Source organism: Streptomyces sp. O3 (assembly GCF_054788135.1).
In genome coordinates this window covers 1-18,932 of the sequence record NZ_JBTVYK010000048.1, presented here as the reverse complement: position 1 = coordinate 18,932, position 18,932 = coordinate 1, and the positions used below count along the sequence as shown (strand labels likewise).

Sequence of the window (18,932 nt, the reverse complement as noted above, 5' to 3'; positions counted from 1 at the left end):
GAGCGGGGGGCGGATTTCAGATTACCCGTGGTGAGACGCCCGGCTGTCTGGCGCGGCGTGTGCCGCGTGCGGGGTCAGGAGAGGTGGAACACCTCGGTGAGGGGTTTCATGGCCTCGTCGGGCCGCTGGCCGTCGAGGGGCTCGAAGAGGGGGCTCATCTCGGCCTGCCAGCGGGCGTTGACCTCGGTGGCTTCCATGGCGGTGACGGCTGCCGTGAAGTCCTCGGTTTCCAGGTAGCCGACGAGCAGCCCGTCTTCGCGGAGGAAGAGCGAGTAGTTGCGCCAGCCGCAGGCTGAGAGGGCTTCGAGCATGTCGGGCCAGACGGCGGCGTGGCGTCGGCGGTACTCGGTGAGGCGGTCCTGGCGGACCTTGAGGAGGAAGCAGACGCGTTGCATGGGGCGTCCCTGGGGATCGCGAAGGGAGATGAAAGGTTTCATGGGATGTTTGGGAGATTAGGCGGGTCGGTCCTCTTGCGTCAATGGGGTGTGGGGAAGTCGTGGAGGGGTGACTTCTCTGGCGGGGTTGACTGTGGGGAGGAAGGCTTCTAGCTTTCGTCGTGAATCGTTTCATAATCTGTAGGAGCCTTGCTGTGACTGACCTTGCCGCGGTGAAGGCCGCGCTCAGGAGCCAGGCCGTCGAGACGCCGTCGTGGGCATACGGGAACTCGGGGACCCGTTTCAAGGTGTTCGCGCAGGAGGGCGTGCCCCGCACACCGCGGGAGAAGCTGGCCGACGCCGCCCGAGTGCACGAGGCCACGGGCGTGGCCCCGACCGTCTCCCTGCACATCCCCTGGGACCGGGTCGACGACTACGCGGCGCTCGCGCGGTACGCCGGTGAGCGCGGCGTGAAGCTGGGGGCGATCAACTCCAACACCTTCCAGGACGACGCCTACCGGCTGGGCAGCGTCTGCCACCCGGAGGCGGCGGTGCGACGGAAGGCCGTCGACCACCTGCTGGCGTGCGTCGACATCATGGACGCCACCGGGTCGGCGGATCTGAAGCTGTGGTTCGCCGACGGCACCAACTATCCCGGCCAGGACGACATCCGCGCGCGGCAGGACCGGCTGGCCGAAGGGCTCGCCGAGGTGTACGAGCGGCTCGGCGAGGGTCAGCGGATGCTGCTGGAGTACAAGTTCTTCGAGCCCGCCTTCTACACCACCGACGTACCGGACTGGGGCACCGCCTACGCGCACTGCCTCAGGCTCGGCGACCGGGCCCAGGTCGTCGTCGACACCGGCCACCACGCGCCCGGCACCAACATCGAGTTCATCGTCGCCGCACTGCTGCGGGAGGGGAGGCTCGGCGGGTTCGACTTCAACTCGCGGTTCTACGCGGACGACGACCTGATGGTGGGCGCCGCCGACCCGTTCCAGCTGTTCCGGATCATGTGCGAGGTGGTGCGGGGCGGGGGCCTCGCCTCCGGCGTCGCGTTCATGCTCGACCAGTGCCACAACATCGAGGCCAAGATCCCGGCGATCATCCGGTCCGTGATGAACGTGCAGGAGGCCACGGCGAAGGCGCTGCTGGTCGACCGGGAGGCGCTGGCCGCAGCGCAGCGGGAAGGCGATGTGCTCGGCGCCAACGCCGTGCTCATGGACGCCTATCACACGGACGTACGGCCCTTGCTCGGCGAGGTCCGCGAGGAGATGGGCCTGGATCCCGATCCGGTCGCCGCGTATCACCGCTCCGGATGGCAGGAGCGGATCGTCGCCGAGCGCGTCGGCGGCGCTCAGGCCGGTTGGGGCGCCTGACGCCCTCGCGTACGCCCCGCATCTGTTCCGACGACGCAAGGAAGAGGCCCGATCATGACGTCCCATCCCGAGGCCGCCGCGCTGCTGGCGCGTTCGCATCGGCTCGGCTCCGACCCCCGTAACACCAACTACGCCGGTGGCAACACCTCCGCCAAGGGCGTCGACACCGACCCGGTGACCGGGGGTGACGTGGAGCTGATGTGGGTGAAGGGGTCCGGCGGGGATCTGGGCACGCTGACCGAGGCGGGTCTTGCCGTGCTGCGGCTGGACCGGCTGCGGGCGCTCGCCGGGGTGTATCCCGGTGTGGAGCGCGAGGACGAGATGGCCGCCGCGTTCGACTACTGCCTGCACGGCGAGGGCGGAGCCGCTCCGTCCATCGACACCGCCATGCACGGGCTGGTCGGGGCCGCCCATGTGGATCATCTGCACCCCGACTCCGGTATCGCGCTCGCCTGTGCCGCCGACGGGGAGAAGCTGACCGCCGCGTGCTTCGGCGACGCCGTGGTGTGGGTGCCGTGGCGGCGGCCCGGATTCCAGCTCGGCCTGGACATCGCGGCCGTACGGAAGGCCAACCCGCAGGCCGTCGGGTGTGTGCTCGGCGGGCACGGCATCACGGCGTGGGGTGACACGGCCGAGGAGTGCGAGCGCAACTCGCTGCACATCATTCGCACGGCTGAGCGATTCCTGGTGGAGCGTGGCAGGCCCGAGCCCTTCGGACCGCTGATCGGGGGGTACGAGGCGCTGCCCGAGGCCCAGCGCCGTGAGCGGGCCGCCGCCCTGGCGCCGTATGTGCGGGGCATCGCCTCCCAGGACCGGCCGCAGGTCGGGCACTTCACCGACGGTGCGGCCGTCCTCGACTTCCTGGCGCGTGCGGAGCATCCGCGGCTCGCCGCGCTGGGGACCTCCTGTCCTGACCACTTCCTGCGGACCAAGGTCCGGCCGCTGGTCCTCGACCTGCCGCCGACCGCTCCGCTGGAGGAGGCCGTCGCGCGGCTGAGGGAGCTGCACACCGTCTACCGCGCGGAGTACGCCGCGTACTACCGGCGGCACGCCGGGCCCGACTCCCCCGCGATGCGCGGCGCTGATCCGGCGATCGTGCTGGTGCCGGGCGTGGGCATGTTCTCCTTCGGCAAGGACAAGCAGACCGCGCGGGTGGCCGGGGAGTTCTACGTCAACGCGGTCAACGTGATGCGGGGCGCCGAGGCGGTGTCGTCGTACGCGCCGATCGAGGAGTCGGAGAAGTTCCGCATCGAGTACTGGGCGCTGGAGGAGGCCAAGCTTCAGCGGATGCCGAAGCCCAGGGCGCTGGCCGCGCGGGTGGCGCTGGTGACGGGTGCGGGCAGCGGGATCGGCAAGGCGATCGCGCACCGGCTGGTCGCCGAGGGCGCGTGTGTCGTGGTCGCCGATGTGAACGCCGAGGGAGCGGCGGCCGTCGCCGAGGAGCTCGGCGGGGCCGACCGGGCCGTCGCCGTGGCCGTCGACGTGACGTCGGAGGAGGAGGTCAGCGCGGCGTTCCGCGCGGCCGCGCTCGCTTTCGGCGGGGTGGACCTCGTCGTCAACAACGCCGGTGTCTCCGTCTCCAAGCCGCTGCTGGAGACGTCCGCGGAGGACTGGGACCGTCAGCACGCCATCATGGCGCGCGGTTCGTTCCTCGTCTCGCGTGCGGCGGCGCGGGTGATGATCGCGCAGGGGCTGGGCGGTGACGTCGTCTACATCGCGTCCAAGAACGCCGTCTTCGCCGGGCCGAACAATGTCGCCTATTCCGCGGCGAAGGCCGACCAGGCACATCAGGTGCGGTTGCTGGCCGCCGAGTTGGGCGAGCACGGCATCCGCGTCAACGGGGTGAACCCGGACGGGGTCGTGCGCGGCTCGGGCATCTTCGCGGGGGGCTGGGGGGCGCGGCGGGCCGCGACGTACGGGGTGGCGGAGGAGAAGCTCGGTGAGTTCTACGCGCAGCGGACTCTGCTGAAGCGGGAGGTGCTGCCCGAGCATGTGGCGAACGCCGTGTTCGTCCTGGCCGGCGGGGAGTTGGCGCATACCACGGGGCTGCACATCCCGGTGGACGCCGGTGTCGCGGCCGCTTTCCTGCGATGAGTGCGCGGGGGGCGTCGGGCGGGACGGCGATGTCGTACGCCGCGGTCGATCTCGGGGCCTCCAGCGGGCGGGTGATGACCGGTCGGGTCGGGCCCGGAGCCCTGGAGCTGGCGGAGGTGCACCGCTTCCCCAATCGGCCCGTCCGGGTGCCGGAGGGGCTGCGCTGGGACATCCTCGGGCTGTACGCCGGGGTTCTGGACGGGTTGCGAGCGGCGGGGCGGGTGGACTCTCTCGGCATCGACAGCTGGGCGGTCGACTACGGTCTGCTGGACGCCGACGGGGCGCTGCTCGGCAATCCGGTGCATTACCGTGACGCTCGTACGGAGGGGGTCGCGGAGCGGGTCTGGGCGAGGATGCCCGCCGCCGAGCTGTATGCGGCGACCGGGCTGCAGTACGCGCCGTTCAACACCCTGTACCAGCTGGCGGCGGCGCGTTCGTCCCCGCAATTCGGCCAGGCCGGGCGGTTGTTGCTGATTCCGGATCTGCTGACGTACTGGCTCACCGGGGAGCAGGGCACCGAGCTGACCAATGCCTCCACCACGCAGCTCATCGATCCCCGGACGGGTGGCTGGGCCCATGAGGTGGCCGAGCGGGTCGGCGTGGATCTGGCGTTGTTCGCCCCGTTGCGTCAGCCCGGCGATCCGGCGGGGCTGCTGCGGGCGGAGGTGCTGGAGCGGACGGGGCTCACGGGGCCGGTGACGGTGACGGCGGTCGGGTCGCATGACACCGCGTCGGCGGTGGCCGCCGTACCGGCGGTGGGCGGGCGGTTCGCGTATGTCTGCACCGGCACCTGGTCCCTGGCGGGTCTGGAGCTGGACCGGCCGGTGCTCACCGAGGAGAGCCGGGTCGCCAACTTCACCAATGAGCTGGGGCTTGACGGCACGGTCCGCTACCTGCGGAACATCATGGGTCTGTGGCTGCTCCAGGAGTGCCTGCGCGCGTGGGAGGAGCCTGACCTGGGCGCCCTGCTGCGGGATGCGGGCGGGGTGCCGGGGCTGCGGTCGGTCGTGGACGCGGGTGACGCCGGGTTTCTCGCGCCCGGCCGGATGCCGGAGCGGATCGCCGATGCCTGCCGCGTGTCGGGCCAGCCGGTGCCCCGAGCGCGCGCCGAGGTCGTCCGCTGCGTCCTCGACTCGCTCGCGCTGGCGCATCGCCGGGCGATCGAGGACGCGCAGCGGCTCGCCGGTCATCCTGTCGATGTGGTGCACGTCGTCGGCGGGGGCGCGCGTAACGCGCTGTTGTGCCAACTGACCGCGGACGCGTGCGGGCTTCCCGTGGTGGCGGGGCCCGCCGAGGCGGCCGCGCTCGGCAATGTCCTCGTGCAGGCCCGTGCGTACGGTGTGGTCGGTGACCGCGGGTCGATGCGGCGGCTGGTCGCGCGTACTCAGCCGTTGGAGCGGTACGAGCCGCGGGGTGACGGCGGGCTCTGGCGTGCGGCCGGGGACCGGCTTGGGCTCGTGTGAGCGCCGGGTCGGTGATGCTGGTGCTCTGCTCGTTGTCCGTGTTCATTGTCCGGGTTCGTCGTCTGATCGACTTGAAGGGGGCGCGATGCGTGTCGCACTGTTCCTGACGTGTGTCAACGACACGCTCTATCCGGACACGGGCCGTGCCGTGGTGCGGCTGCTGACCCGGCTGGGTGTCGACGTCGACTTCCCGATGGCGCAGACCTGTTGCGGCCAGGCTCACTACAACACCGGTTACCGGCATCAGGCCGAGCCGCTCGCCCGTCGTTTCTCGGAGGTCTTCCGGGGCTACGAGGCGATCGTGACGCCGTCCGGGTCGTGTGGGGCGATGGTGCGGGAGCTGTATCCGCGGATGGGCGAGCGGGCGCGGGCCGAGGGGCGCGGGGGCGGGCTGTCCGCCGCTCTCGCGCCGGTGGTGTCCAGGATGTACGAGCTGACGGAGTTTCTGGTCGATGTGCTGGGAGTGACGGACGTCGGCGCCTGCTATCCGCACACCGTGACCTACCATCCGACGTGTCACGGGCTGCGCGGGCTGCGGCTCGGCGACCGGCCTCGGCGGTTGCTCCGGGCCGTGCGGGGTCTGGAGCTGGTGGAGCTGCCCGGTGCGGAGGAGTGTTGCGGTTTCGGCGGCACCTTCGCGCTCAAGAACGCCGACGTCTCGGTGGCCATGGGCGCGGACAAGGTGCGCCACGCCGAGTCGACGGGCGCCGAGGTGCTGTGCGCGGCCGATAATTCGTGTCTGATGCACATCGGCGGCATCATGACGCGGCTGGGCGCGGGGCCGCGGCCCGTGCATATCGCCGAGATCCTGGCCAGCACGGAGGAGGAGCGCGCCGTATGAGCGGCACTTTCGTCGGGATGCCCGCCTTTCCGGAGGCCGCGCGCGACGCCGTCCACGACCCCACTCTGCGCGGCAACCTGCGCCACGCGACCCACACCATTCGCGCCAAGCGGGCCGCGGCCGTCGCGGAGGTCTCCGACTGGGCGGCGCTGCGGGAGGCCGGAAAGCAGATCAAGGACCATACGCTGCGTCATCTGGACCGGTACCTCGTGGAGTTGGAGGAGTCGGTGACGGCGGCGGGCGGGGTCGTCCACTGGGCGGCGGACGCCGATGAGGCCAATCGCCTCGTGACGCGGCTCGTGGAGGAGACCGGCGAGACGGAGGTCGTCAAGGTCAAGTCGATGGCGACACAGGAGATCGGGCTCAACGAGGCGTTGGAGGCGGCGGGCATCCGGGCCTACGAGACGGATCTCGCCGAGCTGATCGTGCAGTTGGGCGGGGACCGGCCCTCGCATATCCTCGTTCCGGCCATTCACCGCAATCGCGGCGAGATCCGGGACGTCTTCCGTACGGAGATGGGCGCGTGGGGGCGCCCGGCGCCGGAGGGTCTGACCGACGCGCCCGCGGAGCTCGCCGAGGCGGCCCGGCTCCATCTGCGGGAGAAGTTCCTGCGCGCCAGGGTGGGGATCTCCGGCGCCAACTTCATGGTGGCCGAGACCGGGACGCTGGTGGTCGTGGAGTCCGAGGGCAACGGGCGGATGTGCCTGACCCTGCCCGAGACGCTGATCTCGGTCGTCGGCATCGAGAAGGTCGTGCCGGCCTGGCGTGACCTGGAGGTGTTCCTGCAGACGCTGCCGCGCTCGTCGACGGCCGAGCGGATGAACCCGTACACCTCGATGTGGACCGGGACGACGGACGGGGACGGCCCTCGGGTGTTCCATCTCGTGCTGGTGGACAACGGGCGCAGCGACACCCTCGCCGACGAGGTCGGCCGTCAGGCGCTGCGCTGTATCCGCTGCTCGGCGTGTCTGAACGTCTGCCCGGTGTACGAGCGGGCGGGCGGTCACGCCTACGGTTCGGTCTATCCGGGCCCGATCGGGGCGATCCTGAGCCCTCAGCTGCGGGGGACGGACAGCGCGGTGGACGCTTCGCTGCCGTATGCCTCTTCGCTGTGCGGGGCCTGCTATGACGTGTGCCCGGTCGCCATCGACATTCCTGAGGTGCTGGTTCATCTGCGGGAGCGCGTCGTCGAGGGCGGGCCGGTGACCCGTGCGGGCGCCAAGGTGGTGCTGAAGCCCGCGAAGGGGCATGCCGCGGAGCGGGCGGCCATGCGGGCGGCGCGCTGGGCGTTCAGCCGTCCGGGGGCCCTGCGCGCCGGGCAGCGGATCGCCTCGCGTACGCGGCGGCTGCAGCCGCGGGAGCTGCCCGGCCCCGGCAGGGCCTGGAGTGCGTCCCGTGATCTGCCGCCGGTGCCCGCGGAGTCGTTCCGCGCGTGGTGGCGGCGTACGAACGGTGCGGAGGGTGGGGCCGGGTGAGCAGCAGGGAGCGGGTCCTGGGGCGGGTGCGGCGTGCGCTCGCGGACGTGCCGCGGGGCGACGGGTCGCGGGACGATGTGCCGTATGAGCGGGCGGTGTCGCGTGCGTACCTTCGTCGGCACGGGGAGCTGGACGCGCGGCGGACGGTGGATCTCCTCGCCGAGAACCTGGCGGATTACCGGGCGGTCGTGCACCGCTGCGCGGACGGGGAGTTGCCGCAGGTGCTGATGCGGCTGCTGGCCGCGCGGGGCGCGGGGAGCGTGCTGGCGCCGCCGGGGCTGCCGCCGTCCTGGCTCAAGGCGGTCGACGTGACGCGCGTGCGCGACCGGGCGGCGGACACGGCGCGAGAACTCGATGGCGTGGACAGCGTGGTCACCGCCTGCGCGGTCGCCGTCGCCGAGACGGGCACGCTCGTCCTGGACGGCTCCCCCGATCAGGGCCGCCGCCGTATCACTCTGGTCCCCGACCACCACATCTGCGTGGTGCGCGTCCCGGACCAGGTGGTCTCCTCCGTGCCCGAGGCCCTGGAACGCCTGGTTCCGGCACGTCCGTTGACCTGGGTTTCCGGTCCGTCGGCGACCAGTGACATCGAACTGGACCGGGTGGAGGGGGTGCACGGGCCGCGCACGCTGGAAGTCGTCCTGGTCGGTCGGTGACGGCCGAGGGGGGTGACTCTCCGTCCGGGAGGGCGGGCCCGGTGGAGTCCGGGCCCGCCCTTCGGGTCGGTTCCGCGGGTTCAGTCGATGAGGCCCTGGGCGCGGAGTTCGCCGACGGCCAGGGCGGCGTACTCCGTCGCGCCCCGCACCGAGGTGTGGGTGTTGTCGCGTTTCTCGTCGGTCAGGTACAGCGCCTTGGACGCTTCGGGGCCGAGCTGTTCGACGCGTGCCTTGGTGAGCGCGGTCATGTCGATCAGCGGGGTGCCGAGTGAGGCGGCCATGGCGCGGGTCTGTGCCGGGAGGTTCACGCCGAGGCCGTTGACGATCAGGGCGATGTCGTTGTCCAGAGTGCCGTCCGCGGTGAACCAGCGGCGCACGATGGGGGTGACGAGGACGGGGCGGCCGCCCTCCGCGCGTACACCGTCGACCAGGGCCGTGAGGTTCGCCCGGTAGGTCTCCGCGTCGGTCTGCTTGTCGTTGTGGGCGAGCTGGATGAGGACCAGGTCGTTCTCGCGGATCTTGGTGCGTACGGTCGCGAAGAGCGCGGGGTTGGCGAGGTAGCTGACCGTGCTCTCCCCGGAGTCGGCGTAGTTGGCCAGGGCCAGGCCGCTGTCCAGGTACTGCGGCAGCTGCTGGCCCCAGCCGGAGTAGGGGGCCTGGGGCTGGTCGCAGGAGGTCGAGTCGCCGATGAGCAGGATCTGGCGTGCGTGGTGCGCGGGGGTGACCTTGAGGCCGGCGACGCGGGGTGCGGCGCCCGAGAAGACGAGGTCGAGGCCCGGAGTGCCGTCGGGTCCGGTGGGCTCGCCCTCGGGGGTGCGGACGTCGACGGTGAAGGTGCGCCGCAGCCGCTCCCCTGGTCGGGTCGCGGTCTCGGCGAGCAGGGTGCGGTGCGTCTCGGCGGTGAGGGCGGTGCTGCTGGCCCTGCCGCCGCCGAGTTCGACGGTGACGTCGTAGGTGCCGGGTTCGACGTCGACGTGGCAGCGGATGGGGGCGGTCCGGGTGCAGTGGTCCAGTGGACGGCCCTTTCCGTAGCCGGGTGGCTGTGCCTGGGCGGGTGCGGCGGCGAGCGTGCCGAGGAAGGCCAGGGCCGCCAGCAGGGCCGACGCCCTGGTGCGGGTGTTGACGCGGGTGCGGGTGCTGTTGCGGGTGCGGTGTCGTCTCACGGTCGGCTCCTGGTCAGTTCGGGATCTTGTCGCCCACCAGGGCGAGGTTCTGGATGGCGGCGAGGCCGTACAGGGCCGTGGTGTTGGTGCCGACCCAGGGGGCGTCGCTGCCGGGGACCAGGGCGACGGGGCCCTCGATCTTCTCGGTGTCCCACGGGTCGGACTCGCGGTAGTCCCAGGGGTCGCCGTCGTAGAACCTGCGCCAGGCCCGTGCGGCGAGCTTGTCGTCGCCGAGCTGGACGGCGGCGTACGCGTCCTGGCGTGAGTGGCCCTGGAAGAGCAGCAGGGTGCCGAAGTTCTCGCCGTAGCGCTCGGCCTGTTCGGTCTTGCTGGCGCTGTAGTAGCGGCAGTAGTCGAGCCAGGCCTCCTTGAACCGGGGCATGTCGACCATGGCGATCAGCTCGGCGTTGATCTCGACCAGGCCGAACATGGCGGACAGGTGCGAGACGCCGACCGCGGGTTCGTCGGCGATCGCGAAGCGGCCGGTGTCGAGGTCGTACAGGGCGGTGCCCTGGACGAAGCCGTTGGGCTGGGCCGCGATGGTCTCCATGGTGCCGAGCAGCCGGTCCTTGGCCTTCTTCGCCTTCGGTCCCTCGCGCTCCCATTCGGTGAGCCAGGCCGCCGCGAGGCCGCTCCAGTCCGTGCCGAAGCCGATGGACAGGGCGTTGCGGTCGGGTTCGTAGGGCTCCTTGCGGATCTTGCGGATGGGGTCGAGGGCGAGGAAGGTCTCGTCGGAGTCGACCAGGGCGTGCATCAGGTCGCCGACGCGTTCGTCGGCCGTGAGGAAGTAGTACGGGCGGCGGTAGACGGCGGTGGAGATGCGCTGCTGTTTGGCGCTGTCCGCGAAGTGCTGGACGCCGTGCCGGGTGCCGAGGCCCGCCCACTTGCCGAGGTGGTAGACGTCGACTTCGCCGGTGTGGCGGGTCATGGCCTCGGCGAAGCGGAAGATGTCGGCGCGTCCTGAGCGCAGATAGGCGTACCAGAGCCACAGGTCGGGCGAGAGTTCGGAGTTGTCCCAGGCGTAGCCGCCGACGTCGTAGCGCCACTGGCGGCGGTCGGTGTCGTAGGTGTGCATGATGTCGCCGTAGTCCCAGAAGCCGTACCAGCGGCGCTGTTCGACCTGGTCCTTGTAGTAGGTGAAGAGGAAGTCGAGGTGGTCCTCGATCTTCTTCTTGGGTGCGGTGGAGCGGTCGACTGGTGCGAACAGTCCGCCGAACACCTTTGCCGCCGCGAGGTGTTCGGGCGGGGCGGCGAGCTGGGGCGGGGTTTCGGCGGCCTGGGCCTGGCGGGCGAGTTCGGCGGCTTCGGGGGTGGTGGCGTTGGCCCAGAACATCAGCTCGCTGGTGCGGGCGATGCCGTAGGGGGTGCCGAACTCGGGTTCGTAGTCCTCGTAGGTGATGTTCAGGCCTTCGAGTTGTTCGGGGTGGGTGTCCTGGTCCATGCCGTCGTGGTAGAAGCGCAGGTCCATCGGCTGGGCTTCGGGTGACCACAGCCAGAGGGTGACCTCGGCCTCGCGGGTGTGCGCGCCCCGGATGTCGAGCTGGGCGGGGAACTTGCGCCAGAAGTCGCGCAGTCCGAAGGAGAGGCCGCCGGATACTCCGCCCACATAGCCGAAGCCGGAGGCGCGGCGGCCGCCGCCCGCGGGGATCCAGCCGTGGTCTTCCTTGGTGCGTTTGCGTACGCCGAAGCCGTCGGCGGAGAGCTGGCTCAGGGTGTAGTCGCCCCACTCGGGGATGTACCGCAGGCGGGAGGTGACGCGCTGGTCCCAGGTGCTGGGGTCGGGGAGTCTCTCGCCCTTGACTTGGGCGGTGCGGACGGCCTCGCCTGGGTCGCGGCGCAGTCCGGTGATCCCCTTGACGGCTTCGACGAGCATGCCGTCGCCTTCGCCGCCGACGCGGATGTGGCGGTCGTATGTCTCGTCGCGCAGGGGGACGGTGAAGCGGACGCCGAGGCCGCGGATGAAGTCGCCCTTGGTGCGGCCCGCGGTCTGTTCGCCGTCGTAGGTGAGGGTGTGCACCATGCGGAAGGAGTCGGATCCCGCGTAGAAGTAGAGCCGGACGCTGAAGGGGAGCCAGCCGCGCCTGCCTCTGCGGTGCTCGCCGTCGACGCGGACGACCGCGCGCACCGGTCCTTCCTGCTCGACCTTCGCTTCGCCGATGGCGCCGTCGAAGCGTTCCCACCGGGCGTGGCCCTGGTCGCCGTCGGCGAGGTCGCCCTGGCGCAGGACGACGAGTCGGCCGTCGGTGGCGATCTTCCTGCCGTCGCGGGTCACGGACTGGACGAGTTTGCCGCCGCGGGTGCCGATGGCCGCGGTGATGGTTCCGGTGTCGACGGTGACGCGCCCGCCGGAGCGGCGGACGGTGACTTTCTTCTCGCCGGAGGCCGGGGTCGCGCCGGGGGTGAGGATGAAGGCGTCGGCCCCGGCCGCTTCGGGGGATACCGCGTGGGCGGTCCACTTGAGGGTGCCGTCCGGCCAGTAGGCGGTGGGCCAGGTCTGTACGGGGACGTCCGTGCCGTCGGCGGTGGCCAGGGCGAACGCCGTGTCGGCGGGGTGGGCGCCCCGCGGCCAGGGCACGCCGAAGGTCGATCCGGGGGCGGCACCGAGGCCGCCGTCCTCCAGCCAGGTGACGGCCACGGGGGCGTCGGCGCGGGGAGCGGCGGCGGGGGCGGCCTGGGCGTCGGCGCGGCTGAGTGTCCAGCTGAACGATGTGGCGGCGCCGGCCACGGCGGCCGCTTTGAGTACGGATCTGCGGGGGATCGGGGACATCGTCGTTTCCTTTCAGAGAGTGGACATGGGCATGACATGTGATCGCCCCGGTGTGTGCCGGGAGTCGGTGGTGGGCGGGGTCGTCTCAGTGCGGGGTGCGGCGCCGCTCGGCCGCCATCGCCGCCGCGACGACGATGCCGAGCGCGGGAGCGGCCAGCGGCGGAGTGAGCCACGCCGACACCGCCACGACACCGGCACCGCAGACGAGCAGCAGCGACCCGGCGGGGTCGAGCAGGGTGCGCCGCCCCGCGTCAGCGAGCAGCGCCCGCCACGGGGAGCCGGGCCGCCAGCACACGGCCGCCCGCAGCGTGGCGACGGCCGCCGCGAGCACGGCGAGTACGCCCACCGCGGCGACGGCCGGGCCGCCCGGCAGCCCGGCCCGTACGGCGGCGAGGTCCACCCACAGCAGTGCCAGCGCCGCCAGGGCGGCCAGGCCCACCAGCCAGCCGCGGCGGGCCGCGGCGCGCAGGTCCGCGGTGAACTCCCGCCAGGTGGCGGGCTCGTCGGCGAGGTGGCGGCGCAGATGGGCGGCCCCGGCGGCGAGCGCCGCGGGCAGGGTGAGCAGCGGCAGCGCGGCCACCGTCATCCACACGCCGGTGAGCAGGCACTCGGCGAAGACGCCGAACCCGGACCGGAACGCGGACTCCCGGTCCGCGGACTTCGCTGTGTGGCCCACGGTCGTCAGCCCTTCAGTCCCGAGGTGGCCATGCCGTCGATCAGGTACCGCTGGAAGGCGAGGAAGAACAGCAGCACGGGCAGCAGCGCGACGAGCGACATGGCGATCATGCCGCCGTAGTCGGCGATGCCCTCCTGGTCGACGAACATCTTCAGGCCGAGCGCGACGGTGTACTTCTCGGGGTCGTTGAGATAGATCAGCGGGCCGAGGAAGTCGTTCCAGGAGTTGATGAAGGTGAAGATGGCGCTGGTGATCAGCGCGGGCCGGCACAGCGGCAGCACGATCGACCAGTAGATCCGCAGATGCCCGCAGCCGTCCAGGCGGGCCGCCTCGTCCAGTTCCTTGGGCAGATTCCGCATGAACTGCATCATCAGGAAGACGAAGAAGGCCTCGGTGGCGAGGTATTTGCCCAGCAGCAGGGGCGTGTTGGTGTTGATCACGCCCATCTTCTGGAACAGCACATACTGCGGGATGAGCAGGACGTGGTAGGGCAGCAGCAGGGTGCCGATCATCAGCGTGAAGAGCAGATTGCGGCCCGCGAACCTGATCCGTGCGAAGGCGTACGCCGCCAGGGAGCAGGAGAGAAGAATTCCGGCCACCGAACCGACCGCCAGAACGATCGAGTTGACGAAGAAAGTGGAGATCGGGATGTCCGCGATGCCCTCGGTGAGACGCCGGTAGTTCTCGATCACCGGGTCGGCCGGGAGGAGATCCAGGCTGCCGACGATCTCGTTGCCCGGCTTGAACGAGCCGCCGAGCACCCACAGCACGGGGTACAGGACGACCGCGAGGACGGCGAGCGAACCGATGTGCCAGGCGAGCGACCCGGCCCCGCGCCGGCGGACGTCTGCCGCGCGGGTCGCCGTTCGGGGCGCCGTTCGGGGCGTGGTCGACGCGCTCATCGGGCGGCCTCCTCGTAGTGCACCCAGCGTCGCTGGGACCAGAACAGCACCGCCGTCACCAGAGCGATCGCGAGCAGCAGCACCCACGCCATCGCCGACGCGAGGCCCATCCGGCCGTTCTCGAAGCCCTGGATGTAGAGGTAACAGGTGTAGACGAGCGAACCGTCGGCGGGGCCGCAGGCGTTGCCGCCCGCTCCCCCGCCGACGATGTACGCCGAGGCGAATATCTGGAAGGAGTGGATGGTTTCCAGCAGGACGTTGAAGAACAGCACGGGGGAGATCATCGGCAGGGTGATGTTCCAGAACCGGCGCCAGGCCCCGGCGCCGTCCATCTCGGCCGCCTCGTACAGCTCGCGGGGAACCTGCTTGAGACCGGCGAGGAAGATCACCATGGGGGCGCCGAACTGCCAGACGGTGAGCGCCACCAGGGCGTACAGGATCCACTCCGGGTCGCCGATCCAGCCGCCCACGTCCATGCCGAGCGCGCTCTGCGCCCGGTCCACCGCCGCGTCGTCCGAGAAGATGGCCTTCCAGACGATGGCGATGGACACGCTCGCACCGATCAGCGAGGGGGCGTAGAACGCGGCCCGGTAGAAGGCCTGGCCGCGGCGCTGCTGGGCGAGCAGCAGGGCCACGCCGAGCGCGAGGGCGAGCTTGAGCGGGGTGCCGATGGCGACGTACCACAGGGTCACTGACACCGACTTGCGCCAGCGTGGGTCGGCGAACATCTCCTGGAAGTTGTCGAGGCCGATCCACTCAGGGGGGTGGAAGAGGTCGTAGTCGGTGAAGGCGAAGTAGAGCGAGGCGATCATCGGGCCCGCGGTGAGCAGCAGGAAACCGGCGATCCAGGGGGACATGAAGAGATATCCGGCGAGGTTCTCGCGGCGGCCCCGCCGCTTCACCGCGGCACGGCCGCCGGTTTTCGGCGGGCCGTGCCGCGGCGCGGCGGCCGCGGCACGCGCGCCGTCCTGCGCGGGGGCGTGGGTCACGGTCGTCCCCATCAGCCGGGGAGCGCCGTCTTCGCCTCGGCGAAGAACTGCTTCACCGCTTCGCCCACCGACCGGGTGCCCAGGGCCAGTTCCTCGGCGATCCGCAGGAAGGCGGACTCGCAGATGTCCGCGCCCTGGGGGTGCGGGGTGATGGGTTCGAGGACGCCCGCGTCGACGAGTGACTGCTCGTAGGCGGCGATCTCCTTGTTGACCGGGTCGCTGGGCGTGTAGGCCTCGTACTGTTCGGTCGTGGCGTGCACCCCGCGGTCGTACTCCATGATCTTGCCGACTTCGGGGTCGTGCACCATGAAGTCGATGAACTGGGCGACTTCCTCGGGGTGCTTGGTCCTGCGGGAGGCGCTGAGCATCAGCGAGCCGAGGTACTGGCCGGTCTTCCGGCCGTCGGTGGTCGGGATCGGTGCGAGGCCGTACTCGCTCTTGCCCTCGTCGGTATAGCGGTTGGTGAAGTTGTCCCAGGTGAACTCGCCGCCCGCGAGTCCGGCCGTGACGGCGGACTTGGGTTTGGCCTGGACGACCTTCTTCGCGTCCGCGACCACACCGGACTCGATGCCCTTCTCGGCCTTGGTCCACCACTGGGTCAGGTCCGCCTCGGTGAAGCCGAGGCCGTCCTCGGTGAAGAAGGCCTTGCCCCGCTGGCGCAGATACATGTCGTAGAGGTACATGACCCCGTACATGCCGCTGTCTCCGGCCCGTCCCGTCTTGTCGCGGATCTTCTCCAGCGCCTGGTCGAAGTCGTCCCAGGTCCAGCCCTGTTCGGGCTTGACGCCTGCCTTGGCGTAGACGGGCTTGTCGATGATCAGGGCCATGGAGTTACTGCCGACGGGCACGCCCAGGAGCTTGCCGTCGACCTCGCCGAACTTCTCCAGGCCCGCGCGGAAGTTGTCCATGCCGAGGTTCCCGGCCTTGACCTGGTCGCTCAGGTCGAGCAGGACGTTCTTCTCATCGTACTTGCGCAGGAATCCGATGGCGTTCTGGAAGACGTCCGGTGGATTGCCGCCGGAGGCCTGGGTGTTGAACTTCTTCCAGAAGTCGGGGTAGGGCTGGAAGTCCGTCTTGACCTTGATCTTGGGGTACTTCTTCTCGAAGAGCTTGATACTGTCGTTGATCCTCCTGGCGCGGTCGTCGGAGCCCCACCAGGCGTATCTGATGGTGACTGTCCCGTCCCCCGATCCGCTGCCGCTGCCGCACGCTGTGGCCGTGCCCGCCAGACCCAGGGCGGCCACTGAGCCACCCGCGATCTTGAGCAGGCCGCGCCGGTCAACACCGTCAGTCGTTCGCACCGTTCGCCTCTCCAGCCGCCGAATTGAATCGTTCTAAGAAAGCGCTTGCCGGGCAAACGTAAAGACCCCTGGTTCGGACGTCAACGGTTGGGAGGGCATGAATCGAAACGCTTCACATGGTTCGGGCGGGCCGCCGCCGGTGGTGAGGCGGTCGGCACCGGGCGGCGACGCGGGCCGACAACCGCGCCGAGCCTGGAGCTGACTGGGCCTTGGCGGTGGAACTGGCGGCCATGGAAACGGAGTTCGAGGGCGGGCCGGTCGGGGAAGGTTCACCTCGGCAAGGCCGTGGTGCTGCGCGCGCGTCGACCGCTGGCGGCCCAGGCGTTGCGCGCGACAGTCGTGCTTCCTCAACCGCGCTTCCTCAACCGCGCTTCCTCAATCGCGTAGGAGACTCAGTGAGACTGACCCGAAGCATCGGCAGGACGGCCTTCGCCCTGAGCGGGGCATTCGCTCTGGTGATCGCCTTCGCGGGGACCGCCCTGGCCGCCCCGCCCCCGGCGCTGCCCGCGAACGCCAACGGCCTGGAGCAGACCTACCAGCCCGCCTACGACTACGACGGCGACGGCTGCTATCCCACGCCCGCCATCGGCGCGGACGGCACCGTCAACGGGGGCCTGAAGCCGTCGGGCGCGGTCAACGGGCAGTGTCATGACGCGAGCGATCTCGACAACGCCAACGGCTACTCCCGCGCCAAGTGCGACAACGGCTGGTGCGCCATCCTGTACGCCCTGTACTTCGAGAAGGACCAGGCGCTGCCCGGCAGCGGCCTCGGCGGCCACCGCCACGACTGGGAGCACGTCGCCGTCTGGGTGAAGGACGGCCGTGCCGAGTACGTCTCCACGTCCGCGCACGGGGACTTCGACATCTACGCGCGGGATCAGATCCGCTGGGACGGCGCCCATCCCAAGATCGTGTACCACAAGGACGGGATCAGCACGCACTGCTTCCGTCCCGCTGCCGCGCACGACGAGCCGCCCGAGAACCACCACGGCTTCTGGCAGTTCCCCGACCTCGTCGGATGGGAGGGCTATCCGGCGGGTCTGCGCGAGAAGCTCAGTTCGCACGATTTCGGCAGCGCCCACTTCGGCCTGAAGGACGGGAGCTTCGCCAGCCACCTGGCCGCGGCGCTGCCCCCCGGCGTGCCCTTCGACGTCCACGCGTGAGCGTCGCGCGCGGCTGCCCGGCGGCGGCGCTACCGGGCTCGCCCCGTCGGCTGCGGGACGCGGGCCGTCGCCGGTGCGGGCGGGTCCTGCGGCCTCCTGGTCCGGGTGACCTCGGTGCCGTACCGTGCGACCCCGGCCGTCGCGAGCGCCATGGGGGCCGCGATCGCGGCCGCGACCCCGCCGAGCGGCATCGCGGCCAGGAGCCAGCCCACCGCGGGCGGGCCCAGGATGCCGCCTGACTTGGTGCACGCGGCCGACAGGCCGCTGCCCAGACCGCGCAGTGCGGTGGGGTAGACCTGGGCGGTGTACGGGCCGAGCACGGCGACCACGCCGCTGGCGCCGGTCAGCAGGCCGATGAGCACGGGGACCGCCAGGGTCGCGTCGTCCAGCGGGATCGTGGTCAGGGCGACGAGCGACAGCGTGGTGACGGCGCCGTAGAGGACCATCGTCCGCCGCGACGACCAGCGGCTGTAGAGCCAGGCGGTGACGGCTGTGCCGGGGATCGACAGGACGGAGGCGCCGAGGAGGATCTGTGCGGCCGGGGTCGTCAGACCGGCCTCGGTGAGCACGGTCGGCAGGAACGTCACGAAGCCCCAGTAGACCAGGCCCCACGACAGGGCGAATCCGCAGATGAGCGAGGTCTGGCGGCGGTGGCGGGAGCCGAACAGGGCCCGGCCGCCGGGCCGTGTCGGCTGGTCGGCGGTCAGGGCCTCGGTGTGCAGGGCCTCGGTGTGCAGGGCTTCGATGGACAGGGCCCCGGTGGACAGGGGCGCGGTGGACAGGGGCGCGGCGGCCGGGGTCGCCGCGGCCGGGGGTTCGGCGAGGCCGAACATGCGGGCCATCCGGCGGGCTTCGGCGCCGCGGCCGCGGGAGACCAGGAAGCTCGGCGACTCCGGGATCCACCGGTTGAGGACCAGCAGCGCGACCGCGAAGGGAAGTTGCAGGAACCACAGGCTCCGCCAGCCGTACAGCGGGACGAACACGGAGGCCAGGCCGCTCGCGGCGAGATAGCCGCCGACCGTGGTGAGGCCCGCGGTCAGCACCATGACGCCGCTGCGGCCGGGCAGGACCTCGGACATCAGCGCGTACACGATCGGCAGCATGCCGCCCGCGGACACGCCCATCAGCACGCACATCAGCACATTGCCGCCGAAGGTCGGCATCGCGCCGCACACCGTGGTGGCCAGGAACATCAGGGCCGCGAGCAGGACCGAGGCGCGGCGTCCGATCCGGTCCGCGAGGCGTCCCCACAGCACGGAGCCGACCACGGTCCCGGCCAGGGCGGTCGTCGGCAGCAGGGCTACCTCGGCCCGTGTCAGGCCGTATTCCGCGCGGGCGCCCGGCAGGATAAAGGCCAGGGTGGCCGGTTTCATCTGGTCCACCATCAGGGCGAACGACAGGATCGCCACGAGGCGGCGGCGCAGCGGGCCGCGCCGCTGGTCCGGTGGGGGCTCCAGCGGGGGTTCCAGCGGGATGTCGGGGGCCTTCGTCACCTCGCGGCGGGGCACCAGGCCGAGCCCGGCGAGTACCAGACCCGCCACGGTCCCGGTCATGGCCCACCACATCGAGGCACCCATGTCCATGCCCGCCATGTGGAAGTCCATGGCGGCGGGGGGGGGGGGGGGGGGGGCGCGGCGGAGGGGGGGCCCCCCCCCACCGGGGGGGGGGGGTGCGGGGGGGACGGCGCGGGCA

General features: G+C 71.1%; 15 protein-coding genes. 7 read left to right on the top strand and 8 right to left on the bottom strand.

The genetic code is table 11. The features are described 5' to 3' along the window. Positions 1–74: 74 nt before the first annotated feature. Positions 75–395, bottom strand: coding sequence for an L-rhamnose mutarotase (locus ACX6XY_RS22700; RefSeq protein ID WP_460333746.1), 321 nt, complete (start codon positions 393–395; stop codon positions 75–77). 194 nt (positions 396–589) lie between these two features. Here ACX6XY_RS22700 and rhaI point away from each other — a divergent pair, with 194 nt between their 5' ends. The 6 genes from rhaI to ACX6XY_RS22670 all read left to right on the top strand — a co-directional run bounded on the left by rhaI (position 590) and on the right by ACX6XY_RS22670 (position 8,279). After that, positions 590–1,750: an L-rhamnose isomerase gene (rhaI, locus tag ACX6XY_RS22695; protein ID WP_460333743.1), complete on the top strand. Its 1,161-nt coding sequence runs from the start codon at positions 590–592 to the stop codon at positions 1,748–1,750. A gap of 54 nt (positions 1,751–1,804) precedes the next feature. After that, a complete protein-coding gene (locus tag ACX6XY_RS22690) occupies positions 1,805–3,844 on the top strand; it encodes a bifunctional aldolase/short-chain dehydrogenase (protein WP_460333741.1) in 2,040 nt (679 codons plus the stop codon). Continuing rightward, positions 3,841–5,307 carry a rhamnulokinase gene (locus ACX6XY_RS22685; protein ID WP_460333738.1) on the top strand — a complete coding sequence of 489 codons (1,467 nt, stop codon included), beginning with the start codon at positions 3,841–3,843 and terminating at the stop codon, positions 5,305–5,307. The genes ACX6XY_RS22690 and ACX6XY_RS22685 overlap by 4 nt, the downstream gene beginning before the upstream one ends. A gap of 85 nt (positions 5,308–5,392) precedes the next feature. Continuing rightward, on the top strand, positions 5,393–6,148 hold the full coding sequence (locus tag ACX6XY_RS22680) for a (Fe-S)-binding protein (RefSeq protein ID WP_460333735.1): 756 nt from the start codon (positions 5,393–5,395) through the stop codon (positions 6,146–6,148). After that, positions 6,145–7,623, top strand: coding sequence for a LutB/LldF family L-lactate oxidation iron-sulfur protein (locus ACX6XY_RS22675; RefSeq protein ID WP_460333732.1), 1,479 nt, complete (start codon positions 6,145–6,147; stop codon positions 7,621–7,623). Before ACX6XY_RS22680 ends, ACX6XY_RS22675 begins: the two co-directional genes overlap by 4 nt. After that, positions 7,620–8,279 carry a LutC/YkgG family protein gene (locus ACX6XY_RS22670; RefSeq protein WP_460333729.1) on the top strand — a complete coding sequence of 220 codons (660 nt, stop codon included), beginning with the start codon at positions 7,620–7,622 and terminating at the stop codon, positions 8,277–8,279. Before ACX6XY_RS22675 ends, ACX6XY_RS22670 begins: the two co-directional genes overlap by 4 nt. Positions 8,280–8,359: 80 nt before the next feature. On the opposite strand, the gene ACX6XY_RS22665 is transcribed toward ACX6XY_RS22670, so the two are convergent. The 6 genes from ACX6XY_RS22665 to ACX6XY_RS22640 form a co-directional block, all read right to left on the bottom strand. Further along, entirely contained in the window at positions 8,360–9,442 is a 1,083-nt protein-coding gene (locus tag ACX6XY_RS22665; protein WP_460333726.1) for a rhamnogalacturonan acetylesterase, read from the bottom strand. 13 nt (positions 9,443–9,455) lie between these two features. After that, positions 9,456–12,209, bottom strand: coding sequence for an exo-rhamnogalacturonan lyase family protein (locus tag ACX6XY_RS22660; RefSeq protein ID WP_460333723.1), 2,754 nt, complete (start codon positions 12,207–12,209; stop codon positions 9,456–9,458). An 85-nt stretch (positions 12,210–12,294) separates the two neighbouring features. Continuing rightward, a complete protein-coding gene (locus tag ACX6XY_RS22655) occupies positions 12,295–12,894 on the bottom strand; it encodes a hypothetical protein (protein WP_460333838.1) in 600 nt (199 codons plus the stop codon). Beyond that, on the bottom strand, positions 12,891–13,787 hold the full coding sequence (locus ACX6XY_RS22650) for a carbohydrate ABC transporter permease (RefSeq protein ID WP_460333720.1): 897 nt from the start codon (positions 13,785–13,787) through the stop codon (positions 12,891–12,893). The genes ACX6XY_RS22655 and ACX6XY_RS22650 overlap by 4 nt, the downstream gene beginning before the upstream one ends. Further along, positions 13,784–14,788 (bottom strand): carbohydrate ABC transporter permease, encoded by a 1,005-nt coding sequence (locus ACX6XY_RS22645; RefSeq protein WP_460333717.1) that lies wholly within the window; start codon positions 14,786–14,788, stop codon positions 13,784–13,786. The genes ACX6XY_RS22650 and ACX6XY_RS22645 overlap by 4 nt, the downstream gene beginning before the upstream one ends. Beyond that, complete coding sequence (locus tag ACX6XY_RS22640) at positions 14,788–16,077, bottom strand: ABC transporter substrate-binding protein (RefSeq protein WP_460333714.1); 1,290 nt, start codon at positions 16,075–16,077, stop codon at positions 14,788–14,790. The genes ACX6XY_RS22645 and ACX6XY_RS22640 overlap by 1 nt, the downstream gene beginning before the upstream one ends. 395 nt (positions 16,078–16,472) lie before the next feature. On the opposite strand from ACX6XY_RS22640, the gene ACX6XY_RS22635 reads away from it, so the two are divergent. Further along, on the top strand, positions 16,473–17,240 hold the full coding sequence (locus ACX6XY_RS22635; RefSeq protein ID WP_460333711.1) for an NPP1 family protein: 768 nt from the start codon (positions 16,473–16,475) through the stop codon (positions 17,238–17,240). A 29-nt stretch (positions 17,241–17,269) separates the two neighbouring features. Here the strand turns inward: ACX6XY_RS22635 and ACX6XY_RS22630 are convergent, their stop codons facing one another. After that, positions 17,270–18,844 carry an MFS transporter gene (locus ACX6XY_RS22630; RefSeq protein WP_460333708.1) on the bottom strand — a complete coding sequence of 525 codons (1,575 nt, stop codon included), beginning with the start codon at positions 18,842–18,844 and terminating at the stop codon, positions 17,270–17,272. Positions 18,845–18,932 lie beyond the last annotated feature (88 nt).

Coding starts and splice junctions, on each gene's coding strand:
- ACX6XY_RS22700 (WP_460333746.1), bottom strand. CDS start 395: ATGCAACGCGTCTGCTTCCTCCTCAAGGTCCGCCAGGACCGCCTCACC.
- ACX6XY_RS22690 (WP_460333741.1), top strand. CDS start 1,805: ATGACGTCCCATCCCGAGGCCGCCGCGCTGCTGGCGCGTTCGCATCGG.
- ACX6XY_RS22685 (WP_460333738.1), top strand. CDS start 3,841: ATGAGTGCGCGGGGGGCGTCGGGCGGGACGGCGATGTCGTACGCCGCG.
- ACX6XY_RS22680 (WP_460333735.1), top strand. CDS start 5,393: ATGCGTGTCGCACTGTTCCTGACGTGTGTCAACGACACGCTCTATCCG.
- ACX6XY_RS22675 (WP_460333732.1), top strand. CDS start 6,145: ATGAGCGGCACTTTCGTCGGGATGCCCGCCTTTCCGGAGGCCGCGCGC.
- ACX6XY_RS22660 (WP_460333723.1), bottom strand. CDS start 12,209: ATGTCCCCGATCCCCCGCAGATCCGTACTCAAAGCGGCCGCCGTGGCC.
- ACX6XY_RS22650 (WP_460333720.1), bottom strand. CDS start 13,787: ATGAGCGCGTCGACCACGCCCCGAACGGCGCCCCGAACGGCGACCCGC.
- ACX6XY_RS22645 (WP_460333717.1), bottom strand. CDS start 14,788: ATGGGGACGACCGTGACCCACGCCCCCGCGCAGGACGGCGCGCGTGCC.
- ACX6XY_RS22630 (WP_460333708.1), bottom strand. CDS start 18,844: ATGGACTTCCACATGGCGGGCATGGACATGGGTGCCTCGATGTGGTGG.